Consider the following 13,292-nt stretch of genomic DNA (forward strand, 5'->3'; position numbering starts at 1 on the left):
TATACAAATAAAAAGCCCAAACTATTTCAGTTTGAGCCCCCCTATTTGAACCCGTTATTGTTGTTTGTTCGTAAATGCTTCATGAAGTGCAGATAACTCACGTTCAAGCTCTCCTAACATTGCTTTCCCTTGTTCTTCTGCAATAAGACCAAGGCGAACTGCAAAATCGACCTCGCGGGATAGTCCAAACATTTGTGTGTCTAACACTTCTTCATATAATGGACATTGCGGCATTGTAAGATTGTCCATTTGCACCTTAATAAGTCTTAAAATCTTCTCCGCATCCGCTTGTAGAAGGGCTAGTGCCTTTTCCTGATGATTTGATACTGTCTCAGACGCCAAATTGATTCCCTCCGTTTCCGTCCTACTCTCTCCTATCTATTAATATTAGCGATAGTTTTAGTAAATTGCAATAGAAACATTTTTTGTGACAACCGTGTCTAATGCTATTATACTGAAAAGTGGGAGTATAACACAAATGGGGGAACAACAATGAGCGAAATTTTATTTATTAATGGAAAAGTTCGTTTTCCAATCACTATCGATCCAACTGTTTGGATCTTTGATGATCGAAAAGTAGATTTGACAACTTACTTTGATGAAACAAGAGAAAACACTTCAGAACTAGAAGCTTATTTAAAAAACACTTCAGAACATTGGGATCGCGAAATCCGTGATGGTGCTGCGTTTCCACCGATACAACAAAGTGTAAAGAAATATAAAAAAGAACAGCTAATTACTGGAACGTTCGGTATACCATTTCATCCATTTCTTGCTAACGCCGAAATTTCAGATGGCGCTACGCAAGTCGAAATTGAAACAGTAGATCAAACAATAATACTTCCATTAGAAACTGTCAAAAATGCTATTCTTGGTTTTTCAAAAGAAGGAAAGCCATTAAAAGAGGATGGACCTGTTCATCTATATTACAATGATGGATCTAATAGACAAAATCCAATCCGTAACATCCGTAAATTTACTATTATTTAACATGTATACTTGAAAGAAAAAAGGAGTGAGCTTCAGCTCACTCTTTTTTATAATAAATCTGCTGCTAGTTGAGCTAAATTAGACCGCTCCCCTTTAACAAACTTTACATGACCACTAATACGCTGCTCTTTAAACTTCTCTACAACATATGTTAAACCGTTATTATATTCATCCAAATACGGGTGATCAATTTGCTGTGGATCTCCCATTAATACAATTTTACTTTTTTCTCCTACCCTTGTTAGTATCGTTTTCACTTCATGCTTCGTTAAATTTTGTGCTTCATCAATTATAATGAACTGATCTGGAATACTTCTCCCACGTATATAGGTAAGGGCCTCCACTTCAATCGAACCCATTCCAGCTAAAATAGCATCTAACTCTCCTGGCTTTTTCGTATTAAATAAATACTCTAGATTATCAAAAATCGGTTGCATCCATGGTCTTAACTTTTCTTCTTTTTCTCCTGGTAAATAACCGATATCTTTTCCGACTGGAACAATTGGCCTTGCGACGAGTAGTTTTTTATATAGCCCTAAATCTTCAGTTTGCATGAGCCCCGAAGCTAAAGCAAGTAATGTTTTTCCTGTACCAGCTTTCCCTGTTAACGTTACTAGCGGAATATCTTCACGAAGCAACAATTCTAATCCCATAATTTGCTGCACATTTCGTGGTCGTATCCCCCATACTTGTTCATTGTGAAAAATAAGTTTCTTTACCTTCTTACCTAAGTGATCCACAATGCCAAGTGCTGAACTAGATCCCCCTAATGCATCTTTCATTACTACAAACTGATTTGGATAAAAAGGGTGATTTGCAATTTCGGATAAAGGCAATTCACCTTTTTCATAAAAATAATCTAATTGCTCTTTTGATATATACCCTTCTAAAAATCCTGAATATATATTATCTACTTCTATTACACGATCACTTAAATAATCTTCCGCCTTCAAACCAATTGCATCAGCTTTTACCCTTACGAGCACGTCTTTACTTACTAAAATAACAGACTTCCCGTCCTCTTTTTCTTGTTCTTCTAAAGATAGATTTTTTGCTACAGCTAAAATTCGATTATCATTCGTTTTTTCTACAAAAATATCTTGTAGTTGAACAAATGAACGATGATTTAATTCAATACGAAATGTACCGCCGTTTTCTAACGGAATACTTTCATGCAGCTTTCCTATTTCACGAAATTTGTCTATTAACTTAGATACATAACGAGCGTTTCGTCCTACTTCATCCATATAACGTTTTTTCGAATCAACCTCTTCTAATACAACTGCTGGAATCACTACTTCATTTGTTTCAAATGAAAAAATAGATAAAGGATCCTGCAAAAGTACATTCGTATCTAACACATAAATTTTATCCAACCTGTTACCCCCTGACTCCACTTTTAAATTTGTAGAACAAGGGTTTCATCCATAAAATATGGACGAACCATTGTTATAATTATATGTACCGTATAAACGAGGTAGAATCGAAATTCATAGCCATTAAACCTTTTATTTATTTTTTATTCATTTCTATTCAATATATTACTTTTAATTATAATTATTAACATAAAATCACAATAACTGATTACAAAAGTTAATAACTTATTTTCTTATTTATCACATTTATAATTCTTTTATTCCTACTAACACTTGGTTATCCAGCTTTTTCGCTGCGCGAATATCATATGTTTTTTCATAGGTTGGCTCAGTTGCAAGCTTCGCTCCATAAAACATAACATCACGTACTTCTTGTACATTTACTTCTATTACAGTTAATTTTAGAGGAATGCCTTCCATTCTATCAGTCAAAATTTCACCTGCACCACTTATGGAAAATACGGATTCATTCGCCATTATAGTCAATACTAGCCCAGTACTATGACGTATATTTTCCACAATACGTGAACGTTGATCTACTGCAAATCGAATACTAGTTTTACTCACTGCATACACCCAAGAAATAGCACTTACGTTAGGAACTTGTTTTTCGAAGTCTGTTGTTGCTACCATAACAATACATTCTTTACGTAACGTTTGTACTAAATCATCTGTTAATGTAGGATCTACTACATTCGCCATATTTCCACCTCCAAATATAATTAGTATATCCTTATCATAACTTATTTTTCGAATTGCGAAAATATTATTTTTTCCCGCTATTATTCAAAAATATTACACTTCCATGATATACTTATACTGATAGAATTCGTATTGAGGTGACGAAATGAGAGTCAAATGTATGATTTGTGATAAAAAAGATATGTTAGATGATGAAAATCCTATGGCAAAAAAACTGCGTAACCGCCCTATTCATACATATATGTGCATGGAATGTTCGGAACGAATTGCAGAACGTACGATGGAACGTCATGCAAGTGGTAATTTCCGATTATATCGTGATAAAAAAGTCGAAGACGATTGGTAAAATGTAAATAAGTCCTTAATCATATAGATAAGGACTTATTTATATTTTTCAGGTTCACGATTCATTTGATCCAAAAAACAATCAATAGCTTCTAATGGAAACCTGGCAGATTTTTTTTCTCCATTCATTTCATATGTAATCAAATACATTTCTTCGTTCTTTTTAACTTCCACATTCTTTAATTTATGTTCTTCATATATCATATTTTGAAATAACAAATACGTTTCTTTTGCAGCACAATCATCTGGACGTGCTTCGGCAACTGTTTTAATCGTTAACCAATTATATAACGCATCTTGTACTGAACGCATAAAAATTCGCCCCCTCACCCAGCATTTTGTTGTCTTGCTTGACGTAAACGCAACCTATAAATCCCAAGTACAATTGCCGCTACAACAAGGCCCTCTCCAACAGGTAAAAAAACTGCAAAGAAAGTTAAAACTGTACACCCAATCGCTAACGATACATATATCACTATATTTTTTATTATTGATAGTTTTCTTGCAAAACCTAAATTATACACAAGTGCACTTAATATAATAATGATGCCATATAGCAACCACATCCCTAGTTCTGGATTTTCATCAACTTTACATAATTTCGCAAAAAACGACATTCTTTCTAACATCATTCATCCCCCTTTCTCACAAAAAACAAATTTTATTTATGTACTTAATACAAGAGTAACCTGCAAAAAAAATACTGTCCACAAAAAAGAGTAAATATTCCAAAAATAAATACAATAAAAAAACAGCTACCCCTCAAAGGTAGCTGTTCTATTATTTTACGCTTCTACAGATTTCTTTTTCTTAGCAGCTCTTTCGCGCTCGCTCTTATCAAGAATCTTTTTACGTAGACGAATTGATTCTGGAGTTACTTCACAGAACTCGTCATCGTTTAAGTACTCTAATGACTCTTCTAAAGTCATTAAGCGTGGTTTTTTCATTGTTGAAGTTTGATCTTTCGTCGCAGAACGAATATTAGTTTGTTGTTTCATTTTTACAACGTTAACTGTTAAGTCATTCTCACGAGTGTGTTCTCCAACAATCATACCAGCATATACTTCTGTACCTGGTTCAACGAAGATTACACCACGGTCTTCAACTTGCATAATACCGTATTGTGATGCTTTTCCTGTTTCAAGTGAAACTAGAACACCTTGGCGACGTCCACCAACTTGTCCAGCGTGTACTGGTTGGTAGCAATCGAATGTATGGTTTAAAATACCGTAACCACGAGTTAATGTTAAGAATTCTGTTGTGTAACCAATTAAACCACGTGCTGGAACCATGAAAGTAAGGCGAACTTGACCGTTTCCGTTATTCACCATATCTAACATTTCACCTTTACGTGCACCCATAGATTCCATAATAGAACCAGTGTATTCTTCAGGTACATCGATTTGCACGCGCTCTACAGGCTCACATCTTACGCCATCAACTTCTTTAATAATTACTTCAGGCTTAGATACTTGTAGTTCATAACCTTCACGACGCATGTTTTCAATTAGGATAGATAAATGTAATTCCCCGCGTCCAGATACGATCCACGCATCAGGAGAATCTGTATTATCTACACGTAAACTTACATCTGTTTCTAATTGTGAACGAAGGCGCTCTTCAATTTTACGAGATGTAATGAATTTACCTTCACGACCTGCAAATGGGCTGTTATTTACAAGGAATGTCATTTGTAGTGTTGGCTCATCAATACGTAATAATGGTAAAGCCTCTTCATGCTCAACCGGACATACCGTTTCACCTACGTTAATGTCTTCCATACCTGAAACAGCTACTAAATCTCCAGCTTTTGCTTCTTCAATTTCTTGACGTTTTAATCCAATGTAACCAAATAATTTCGTTACACGGAATTGTTTTACAGTTCCATCAACTTTCATTAATGCAACTTGTTGTCCTACTTTCATTGTACCACGGAATACGCGTCCAACCCCGATACGACCAACATAGTCATTGTAATCAAGAAGTGCTACTTGGAATTGAAGTGGCTCTTCGCTGTTATCAACTGGTGCTGGAATATGTTCAATAATTGTGTCAAACAATGATTTCATATTCTCTTCTTGATTTGCTGGATTTGAATCTAAGCTTGCTGTTCCGTTCATTGCTGATGCAAATACAACTGGGAACTCTAATTGATCTTCGTTTGCACCAAGTTCGATGAATAAGTCAACTACTTCATCAACTACTTCATCAGGGCGAGCGAAGTCACGGTCAATTTTGTTTACAACAACGATTGGAGTTAAATTTTGCTCAAGAGCTTTCTTTAAAACAAATCGTGTTTGTGGCATACAACCTTCATATGCATCAACAACAAGTAGAACACCATCAACCATTTTCATGATACGTTCTACTTCTCCACCGAAGTCAGCGTGACCAGGTGTATCTAAAATGTTAATTCTTTTATCTTCATAGTGAATCGCAGTATTCTTCGCTAAAATTGTAATACCACGTTCTCTTTCTAGATCGTTTGAGTCCATTGCGCGTTCTTCAATATGTTCATTCGCACGGAACGTCCCCGCTTGACGTAATAACTGGTCAACAAGTGTTGTTTTACCATGGTCAACGTGGGCAATAATTGCTATATTTCGTAAATCTTGTCGTTTTTTCAACATGTCCAACTCCTAATGTCTTTTTAATCCTTCTCTATTATAAGAGCGAAGGGGATACAATGGCAATCAAAATAAAATCAAGAATGAAAATATAGTTGTATTCTTACTTTTGTGAAAGTAAAATGAGATTGGAGGGTGAAGAAATGGAACACATTCAATATCGCTTTTTATTAACTGCAATTATCGGTGTTATTTTCTTAATCGGTATCGGTATTATGGTTGCTGAAAATAGTCCCATCGGTATTATTATTTGCATTATCGGCACATTTGTTACAGTTGGATACGGTTTTGTAACAAAAAGAAAAATGCGTAAATCGTAATAACGTCAAAAAGTAAGAAGCGCTTATACAGCCTCTTACTTTTTTTGTTACTCCGCTATAAATCGTAACACCTCTTCATACACTCCTGGTTTTGCAACTAATACGCTGCTCTTCTCTACGATAGAAAGCGGTGATCCAGAAAATGTTGTCACCTTGCCTCCAACTTCCTCTACAATTATCTGTCCCCCACCAAAATCCCATGGTGATAATCTCGGCGTTACATATGCATCTATTCTTCCTGTTGCAACGTATACCATCTCTAACGCTGCACAGCCATATGATCTCGTGCCTCTTGCTTTCTTAACCAGTGCCATCATACTTTCCTTATTAAGCAATGAATTGTCGGTAAGCCATATCGCATTTAAAGCTACAATACCTTGCTCTACAGTTCCTTTTTCCAATAAAGGTATTGGTACTTCATTACAAAATGCTCCGGCTCCCTTTACCGCATGGTATAATTCATCATGAACTGGGTCATAAATGAGTCCAACCTTTCCGATACCGTTCTCATAAATTCCAATTGAAATTGCAAAATTTCTTTTTTGATGAACAAAGTTCATCGTGCCATCAATTGGATCAATTAACCAAACAACCCCATCAGAAGAAGTTACCTCATCTCCATAACCTTCTTCTCCTAAAATATTATGGTTCGGGAATGTTTCTTTAATTTTCCCAATTAAAAACTGTTCTATTTCTCGGTCCATATTTGTTACTAAATCAGCTGCATTGGATTTCGTTTCTATAATAAGTGCTTTTTCCATTGATGCCATTAAAAACTCTCCTGCATCTCGAATCCACTGTTTGGCGTGTGCATCGATGTCTTTCCATACTTCTTGCATGTTTAAACACTCCGATCTATACTGTTCACAGAAAAAACGAACCCTTTATAAGGTTCGCACCAACTAATTTTTTATACATATACTATTATTACGCTTCTAAACGAATCATTTCAAGTCTTAACACTTCTAACTTTTGTACACACTCTTCTTTTTTCAGTTTATCATTCTCCATCATCGCATCATATAAAGTTGCTAATTCATAATCTAGCTCCAAACGTAGCACCGGTATTCTCTTTTCAGCATCTGTTCTCTTTAACGCATTAATCACCTGTCTCATATTATTTGCCTCCTCCCAATATTCGTCTGCCCTCGGACTGGAATTGATTCAATTTTCTGATTTTTTGTTTTATACTATACTATGTTGGATAAATCATCTATGCAACAAAATTATATTTTTTTATTTAATTTTTTTTGTGCTGTTTTTTTTATGAATAGTACAAGCTATGCTAAAATAAAAGCAAAATAGGAGTTGGAGGAACAATCATGACACTACAAACATTCAAGTCAACTGATTTTGAGGTCTTTACAGTTGATGGTCTCGAAGAACGAATGAGTGCAATTAAAACGAACATTCATCCTAAGCTGGAAGCTTTAGGGGAACAGTTTGCAACGTATTTATCCAAACAAACTGATGAGAACTTTTTTTATCATGTAGCAAAACATGCACGCCGCAAAGTCAATCCACCAAACGATACTTGGGTTGCTTTTTCAACAAATAAACGCGGTTATAAAATGCTGCCACATTTCCAAATTGGATTATGGGGTACTCATGCCTTCATATACTTTGGTTTAATCTATGAGTGTCCACAAAAAGTGGAGACGGCTCACGCCTTCTTAGAACATTTAAATGATTTAAAAACAAATATTCCAAATGACTTCGTTTGGTCCATTGACCATACTAAACCAAGTGTAAAATTACATAAAACACTTGAAACAGAAGACTTACAAAAGATGATTGAACGTCTAGCTACTGTGAAAAAAGCAGAATTATTAGTTGGTATTCATATATCACCAGAGGAGTTTTCAGCAATGACCAACGAACAATTCCTTGCTAAGATTGAATCTACGATGCAATCACTCCTTCCTTTATATGCACTTTGTAATCGATAGTAGAAAACGGACAATTTATATTGTCCGTTTTTAGTTGTTATCACATTATATCACTTCAGTTTTCATTTTTCAAAATATTTTTACATTTTCACAAGCTTTTGTTCTTCAGTTTCTTTCGCCCTTTGAATCGCACGGTATATAGAATATCCACTTACTTCTTGAAACTCTTTATCAATTTTCTTCTCTTCTGCTTTAGATGGAACAATCTCTTTAAAACGACGATATAATCCCATTAATTCTTCTCTTATAATTCCTTTTTCGTATGCTTTCTCAATTGCTTCATAAAACTTCACAATTACAACCATTTCCTCATTTGACCAATCATAATCTAACGGATATTGATATTCCATTTCGCACCTCATTTATCATTTCTTCTTATTTCAATATGCTATCTTAAAGGGATTTTTTTCTTCTTCACTATAGCCACTTTGCATTATACACTATTTATTCATTGTGATGGAATTGTCTTCCTCTATAAGTTAATTGGAAATAACTATTTAACATACTCACTGTAAAAATATTTTTTTCTATACATCTATAATTATTGGTGATATAATGCTTTTGTTTTATAGAAAATAAAGTGAACCTACCATCTCAAAAATGCTTTTGTGATTGGCAGAAAAACAAGTCTCATTCTAAAAAGCACTTAACTTTTTTAGAACAAGATTATATAAAACAAACTCTAATAAATATTATGAAAAAGAAGGGGTGTATAGATTGTCCCAATACGAAACACCATTGTTTACCGCTTTAGTTGAGCACAGTAAGCGAAATCCAATTCAATTCCATATTCCTGGTCACAAAAAAGGTCAGGGCATGGATCCTACATTTCGCGAATTTATTGGGCATAATGCATTAGCAATTGATTTAATTAATATTGCGCCGCTCGATGATTTACATCATCCAAAAGGTATGATTAAAGAAGCACAAGATTTAGCAGCCGCTGCATTTGGTGCAGATCATACTTTCTTTTCTATTCAAGGTACAAGTGGTGCAATAATGACAATGGTGATGAGCGTGTGCGGTCCTGGTGACAAAATCCTAGTGCCACGAAACGTGCATAAATCAGTAATGTCAGCTATTATTTTCTCAGGTGCAAAACCGATTTTCATGCATCCTGAAATCGATCCAAAACTTGGTATTTCACACGGAATCACAATTCAATCTGTCAAAAAGGCACTTGAAGAGCATTCAGATGCGAAAGGCTTACTTGTTATTAATCCAACATACTTTGGCTTTGCTGCGGACTTAGAACAGATTGTCCAATTAGCGCATTCTTATGATATCCCTGTACTAGTTGATGAGGCTCATGGTGTTCATATTCATTTTCACGATGAATTGCCGATGTCAGCGATGCAAGCCGGTGCAGATATGGCAGCAACAAGTGTTCACAAATTAGGAGGATCTTTAACGCAAAGTTCTATTCTTAACGTGAAGGAAGGCCTTGTGAACGTTAAACATGTTCAATCTATTATTAGCATGCTTACGACTACATCAACTTCTTACATCTTGTTAGCATCCCTAGATGTTGCTAGAAAACGTCTTGCTACAGAAGGAACAGCACTCATAGAACAAACAATACAATTAGCGGAACAAGTTCGTGATGCTATTAATGCTGTTGAGGATCTTTACTGTCCTGGGAAAGAAATGCTAGGTACAGATGCTACTTTTAACTACGATCCTACAAAGATAATTGTATCTGTAAAAGATTTAGGTATTACAGGCCATCAGGCTGAAGTATGGCTTAGAGAGCAATATAACATTGAAGTAGAACTCTCGGATTTATACAACATACTATGTCTTGTCACTTTTGGGGATACAGAAAGTGAGACAAATACACTTATTGCAGCATTACAAGATTTAGCAGCAACATTTAGAAATAAAGCCGATAAAGGTGTTCAAATACAAGTAGAAATTCCAGAAATACCAGTGCTAGCACTTTCTCCTCGAGATGCTTTTTATTCGGAAACAGAAGTCATTCCGTTTGAAAATGCAGCAGGTCGTATTATAGCTGATTTCGTTATGGTTTATCCGCCAGGGATTCCAATCTTTACTCCGGGGGAAATTATTACACAAGATAACTTAGAGTATATTCGTAAAAACTTAGAAGCGGGTTTACCTGTACAAGGTCCTGAAGATATGACATTACAAACATTACGTGTGATTAAAGAGTACAAGCCTATCAGTTGATAGGCTTTTCTTTCACCCTTTTTCTCTTTTCCCATACGATATTAAGTAATGTAACGTATAGGTGGGGATACGATTATGATTGTAATAGGCCGTTCTATTGTACATCCTTATATCACAAATGAATATGAGCCATTTGCAACTGAGAAACAACAAATTTTATCGATAATGGCAGGAAATCAAGAAATTTATTCCTTCCGAACATCTGATGAACTCAGCTTTGATCTAAATTTGCGAGTGAATATTATTACTTCTGCATTAGAACTTTTTCAAAGTGGATTTCAGTTTCGCACATTTCAACAATCCTTTTGCAACCCCCAGTATTGGAAAAGAACGTCACTTGGAGGATTCGAGCTACTACCAAACATACCCCCTTCCATTGCCATACAAGATATTTTCAAAAACGGAAAACTATATGGAACTGAATGCGCCACCGCTATGATCATTATTTTTTACAAAGCTTTACTATCATTATATGAGGAAGAAACTTTCAACCGTCTCTTTGCAAACCTTTTACTTTATACGTGGGACTACGATCAAGATTTAAAGCTCATAACAAAAACGGGTGGCGATCTTGTTCCAGGTGATCTCGTTTATTTTAAAAATCCACAAGTGAATCCAGCTACGATCGAGTGGCAAGGAGAAAATACAATCTATCTAGGAAATTTCTTTTTTTACGGACATGGCGTAGGTGTAAAAACAAAAGAGGAAATTATATACTCATTAAATGAACGACGAGTCCCTTACGCTTTTATTTCAGCTTTCTTGACCGATACTATTACCCGTATCGATAGCCGTCTCATGAGCCACTACGCCTCTCCTAGCACTCCACAGACATCGATAGGCTTTATTCCGATTAGAGATGATGCAATCGTTGCAACAGTTGGCCATACAACTACAATTTATTAAAAAAGCGCCTACATATGTATATGTAGGCGCTTCTTCTTATTTAAGCTTTTGTATGTTCTTTATGGTCACATTCGCAATGAGATCCACATTTTCCGTATAGTACTGTTGATTTTTCATCTTCAAAATGTCCGATTGTTCCTTCACATACTTGGCATACGATTGTTCCCATTTTTCATTTCCCCCTGAGTTTTAATAATAATCTACTTATTTATAATTAAGCTTTCGCCTTGTCTCTATTAGCACAGTCACAATTTGTACCACATTTTCCGTAAAGCACTGTCGTTTTTTCATCTTCAAAATGACCGATTGTTCCTTCACATACTTGGCATACGATTGTTCCCATTTTTCATTTCCCCCTAAGTTTATGGTCCTAAAAACTTTTAGCTGTCCATTTCCTATCAATTATTGGGCTTTTGTATGCTCTGTGTGATCACATCCGCAAGATCCACATTTCCCGTAAAGTACCGTTACTTTCTCATCCTCGAAGTGTGCAATTGTACCTTCACAATCTTGACATACGATCGTTCCCATTTTTCATTTCCCCCTAAGTTTATAATCCCAAAAACTTTTGTAACCGCTTAACTTTCTGTCTTTATTTTAATATGTTATACTTTTTACGTCAATAGGTTTTTAGTATAACACATTAAATATTTTTAATTTAAATTAGTATGCGATATTCAAACAAAAAAACAGCCATATTTATACGTACGACTGTTTTACATTAATTATTCTTCATATTCCGCATGCAAAGAAGTAGATGGGACTAAAAATTTAAAAAACTGAGCTAACTCTGCTGCTTCCTCTTCTGACCCCAATTTAAAAACTTCCTGTATATGTTGCACATTCTCTACATCATCTCTTCCAAGTAAAGTAGACCTTCCTGTTTGCATGCAAACAATGAGCGGCTTTCCAAAAAACATATTTGTATAAATAACACCAAAATCATAACGAGTATCATGTGTCATAAACCCCAAAAATCGTACCTTCACACTTTCATGCTCATCATACAATTTTTCAAACATCGGTTTCCACCTTTCTACATCACCTTTCATTAGTATATTAAACAAAAAAAGGAATACTCCTTTTAATTGTCAAAAAATTCAGTAGGATGTAGAATGATAGTATTCTACTAAGTTAGGAGGAACTTATATGCAACATGCCTTTATTACGCTTGTACCTAAATCCAATCAACAAACTGTTTCAACAGATGATATAAAACAACTTTTTCAGTACTATAAAACAGTTACTTCCAAAACTGGTGTTCAAATTAATTACGCTTATACAAATACCGCTTTTCCTTATGAAATTTTAGATACATCAGCAACAACATTAAAACTACAAGCTACTCACGATCGATATGACTCCATATATGTTGGTGTTGGTATAGAAAAGGAACAATCTTTTATTCAGATTTCTTTACCACCTAATGCAACATTCGGTGATAAAGGAAAAGCAAATGAATTTTGCCGTTTTCTAGCGAAGAAATTAGAAGGAGAATTACAATTATTTAATGGAAGAACAATGTATTTCTATAAACGTTAATTTAAAAACAAAAATAAATGATTAGAAAGATCATACTATTTGTGCAAGTAAGAAGCATCGCTTTTCTCCTTGCACTTAGTATGACATACGCTATTACATACGCTAAGTACAAAAATATAAGAAAGAGAAAAATTTTATAATGAAGTTTATCACGACTTGACAATAATAACACTGCTGAAAATCCACTCCATAAAACTAGATGAAAAAATGAAGCTAGTGTAATTTTCATAGCGTTACCTCCTTTTTCTTCCTATTATATGCTTCAGCTCTTCCCTCTTAACATTTTGAAGGTAGACTTTTCCAAATCCCACCTAATTCATCGTTGTATTTTTCTTTTTCAAATTC

General features: G+C 34.9%; 21 protein-coding genes. 7 read left to right on the forward strand and 14 right to left on the reverse strand.

All coding sequences use genetic code 11. The annotated features are described in order from the left end of the window. Positions 1-54 precede the first annotated feature (54 nt). Positions 55-342, reverse strand: coding sequence for an Fpa/YlaN family protein (locus FS802_RS15565; protein ID WP_000135698.1), 288 nt, complete (start codon positions 340-342; stop codon positions 55-57). Between the two features lie 150 nt (positions 343-492). Here FS802_RS15565 and FS802_RS15570 point away from each other — a divergent pair, with 150 nt between their 5' ends. Next, entirely contained in the window at positions 493-990 is a 498-nt protein-coding gene (locus FS802_RS15570; protein WP_098653350.1) for a hypothetical protein, read from the forward strand. 47 nt (positions 991-1,037) lie between these two features. On the opposite strand, the gene FS802_RS15575 is transcribed toward FS802_RS15570, so the two are convergent. Beyond that, complete coding sequence (locus FS802_RS15575) at positions 1,038-2,366, reverse strand: PhoH family protein (protein WP_000358079.1); 1,329 nt, start codon at positions 2,364-2,366, stop codon at positions 1,038-1,040. A gap of 246 nt (positions 2,367-2,612) precedes the next feature. Continuing rightward, the gene (locus FS802_RS15580) at positions 2,613-3,068 is read right to left on the reverse strand and encodes a PNPOx family protein (protein WP_000024571.1); all 456 of its coding nucleotides are present in this window, start codon (positions 3,066-3,068) and stop codon (positions 2,613-2,615) included. A gap of 145 nt (positions 3,069-3,213) precedes the next feature. Here FS802_RS15580 and FS802_RS15585 point away from each other — a divergent pair, with 145 nt between their 5' ends. After that, complete coding sequence (locus tag FS802_RS15585; RefSeq protein ID WP_001995040.1) at positions 3,214-3,414, forward strand: YlaI family protein; 201 nt, start codon at positions 3,214-3,216, stop codon at positions 3,412-3,414. Between the two features lie 35 nt (positions 3,415-3,449). Here the strand turns inward: FS802_RS15585 and FS802_RS15590 are convergent, their stop codons facing one another. The 3 genes from FS802_RS15590 to typA form a co-directional block, all read right to left on the reverse strand. Further along, a complete protein-coding gene (locus FS802_RS15590; protein WP_048563221.1) occupies positions 3,450-3,725 on the reverse strand; it encodes a hypothetical protein in 276 nt (91 codons plus the stop codon). A 14-nt stretch (positions 3,726-3,739) separates the two neighbouring features. After that, the gene (locus FS802_RS15595) at positions 3,740-4,042 is read right to left on the reverse strand and encodes a YlaH-like family protein (protein ID WP_098653349.1); all 303 of its coding nucleotides are present in this window, start codon (positions 4,040-4,042) and stop codon (positions 3,740-3,742) included. 156 nt (positions 4,043-4,198) lie between these two features. Beyond that, positions 4,199-6,043: a translational GTPase TypA gene (gene typA / locus FS802_RS15600; RefSeq protein ID WP_000914755.1), complete on the reverse strand. Its 1,845-nt coding sequence runs from the start codon at positions 6,041-6,043 to the stop codon at positions 4,199-4,201. A gap of 140 nt (positions 6,044-6,183) precedes the next feature. Between typA and FS802_RS31095 the strand changes: the two genes are divergently transcribed. Continuing rightward, the gene (locus FS802_RS31095; protein WP_048563222.1) at positions 6,184-6,360 is read left to right on the forward strand and encodes a DUF5325 family protein; all 177 of its coding nucleotides are present in this window, start codon (positions 6,184-6,186) and stop codon (positions 6,358-6,360) included. A gap of 47 nt (positions 6,361-6,407) precedes the next feature. Here the strand turns inward: FS802_RS31095 and FS802_RS15605 are convergent, their stop codons facing one another. Next, positions 6,408-7,199, reverse strand: coding sequence for an inositol monophosphatase family protein (locus FS802_RS15605; RefSeq protein ID WP_098653348.1), 792 nt, complete (start codon positions 7,197-7,199; stop codon positions 6,408-6,410). 88 nt (positions 7,200-7,287) lie between these two features. Then, positions 7,288-7,476, reverse strand: a complete 189-nt coding sequence (locus FS802_RS15610; RefSeq protein WP_001250166.1) for a hypothetical protein — start codon at positions 7,474-7,476, stop codon at positions 7,288-7,290. 206 nt (positions 7,477-7,682) lie between these two features. On the opposite strand from FS802_RS15610, the gene FS802_RS15615 reads away from it, so the two are divergent. Next, positions 7,683-8,309 carry a YktB family protein gene (locus tag FS802_RS15615; RefSeq protein WP_000175087.1) on the forward strand — a complete coding sequence of 209 codons (627 nt, stop codon included), beginning with the start codon at positions 7,683-7,685 and terminating at the stop codon, positions 8,307-8,309. 80 nt (positions 8,310-8,389) lie between these two features. Here the strand turns inward: FS802_RS15615 and FS802_RS15620 are convergent, their stop codons facing one another. Continuing rightward, positions 8,390-8,659, reverse strand: coding sequence for a UPF0223 family protein (locus FS802_RS15620; protein WP_000456565.1), 270 nt, complete (start codon positions 8,657-8,659; stop codon positions 8,390-8,392). 367 nt (positions 8,660-9,026) lie between these two features. On the opposite strand from FS802_RS15620, the gene speA reads away from it, so the two are divergent. Both speA and FS802_RS15630 read left to right on the forward strand, forming a co-directional pair. Further along, entirely contained in the window at positions 9,027-10,499 is a 1,473-nt protein-coding gene (gene speA / locus FS802_RS15625; RefSeq protein WP_000084901.1) for an arginine decarboxylase, read from the forward strand. Positions 10,500-10,574: 75 nt separating this feature from the next. Next, the gene (locus FS802_RS15630; RefSeq protein ID WP_098653347.1) at positions 10,575-11,405 is read left to right on the forward strand and encodes a protein-glutamine gamma-glutamyltransferase; all 831 of its coding nucleotides are present in this window, start codon (positions 10,575-10,577) and stop codon (positions 11,403-11,405) included. Between the two features lie 40 nt (positions 11,406-11,445). On the opposite strand, the gene FS802_RS15635 is transcribed toward FS802_RS15630, so the two are convergent. The 4 genes from FS802_RS15635 to FS802_RS15650 all read right to left on the reverse strand — a co-directional run bounded on the left by FS802_RS15635 (position 11,446) and on the right by FS802_RS15650 (position 12,427). Then, positions 11,446-11,574, reverse strand: a complete 129-nt coding sequence (locus tag FS802_RS15635) for a GapA-binding peptide SR1P (RefSeq protein ID WP_000536796.1) — start codon at positions 11,572-11,574, stop codon at positions 11,446-11,448. Between the two features lie 45 nt (positions 11,575-11,619). Then, complete coding sequence (locus tag FS802_RS15640; RefSeq protein ID WP_000536801.1) at positions 11,620-11,748, reverse strand: GapA-binding peptide SR1P; 129 nt, start codon at positions 11,746-11,748, stop codon at positions 11,620-11,622. Positions 11,749-11,807: 59 nt separating this feature from the next. After that, positions 11,808-11,936: a GapA-binding peptide SR1P gene (locus FS802_RS15645; protein WP_000536778.1), complete on the reverse strand. Its 129-nt coding sequence runs from the start codon at positions 11,934-11,936 to the stop codon at positions 11,808-11,810. Between the two features lie 194 nt (positions 11,937-12,130). Next, positions 12,131-12,427, reverse strand: coding sequence for a DUF3055 domain-containing protein (locus FS802_RS15650; RefSeq protein WP_033656384.1), 297 nt, complete (start codon positions 12,425-12,427; stop codon positions 12,131-12,133). Between the two features lie 127 nt (positions 12,428-12,554). Between FS802_RS15650 and FS802_RS15655 the strand changes: the two genes are divergently transcribed. Beyond that, the gene (locus FS802_RS15655; RefSeq protein WP_001163318.1) at positions 12,555-12,947 is read left to right on the forward strand and encodes a DUF1885 family protein; all 393 of its coding nucleotides are present in this window, start codon (positions 12,555-12,557) and stop codon (positions 12,945-12,947) included. A 1-nt stretch (position 12,948) separates the two neighbouring features. On the opposite strand, the gene FS802_RS15660 is transcribed toward FS802_RS15655, so the two are convergent. Next, positions 12,949-13,176: a hypothetical protein gene (locus FS802_RS15660; RefSeq protein ID WP_000705129.1), complete on the reverse strand. Its 228-nt coding sequence runs from the start codon at positions 13,174-13,176 to the stop codon at positions 12,949-12,951. Between the last annotated feature and the right edge of the window lie 116 nt (positions 13,177-13,292).

It is taken from the genome of Bacillus sp. DE0042 (genome assembly GCF_007680225.1).
Lineage (GTDB): Bacteria > Bacillota > Bacilli > Bacillales > Bacillaceae_G > Bacillus_A > Bacillus_A wiedmannii.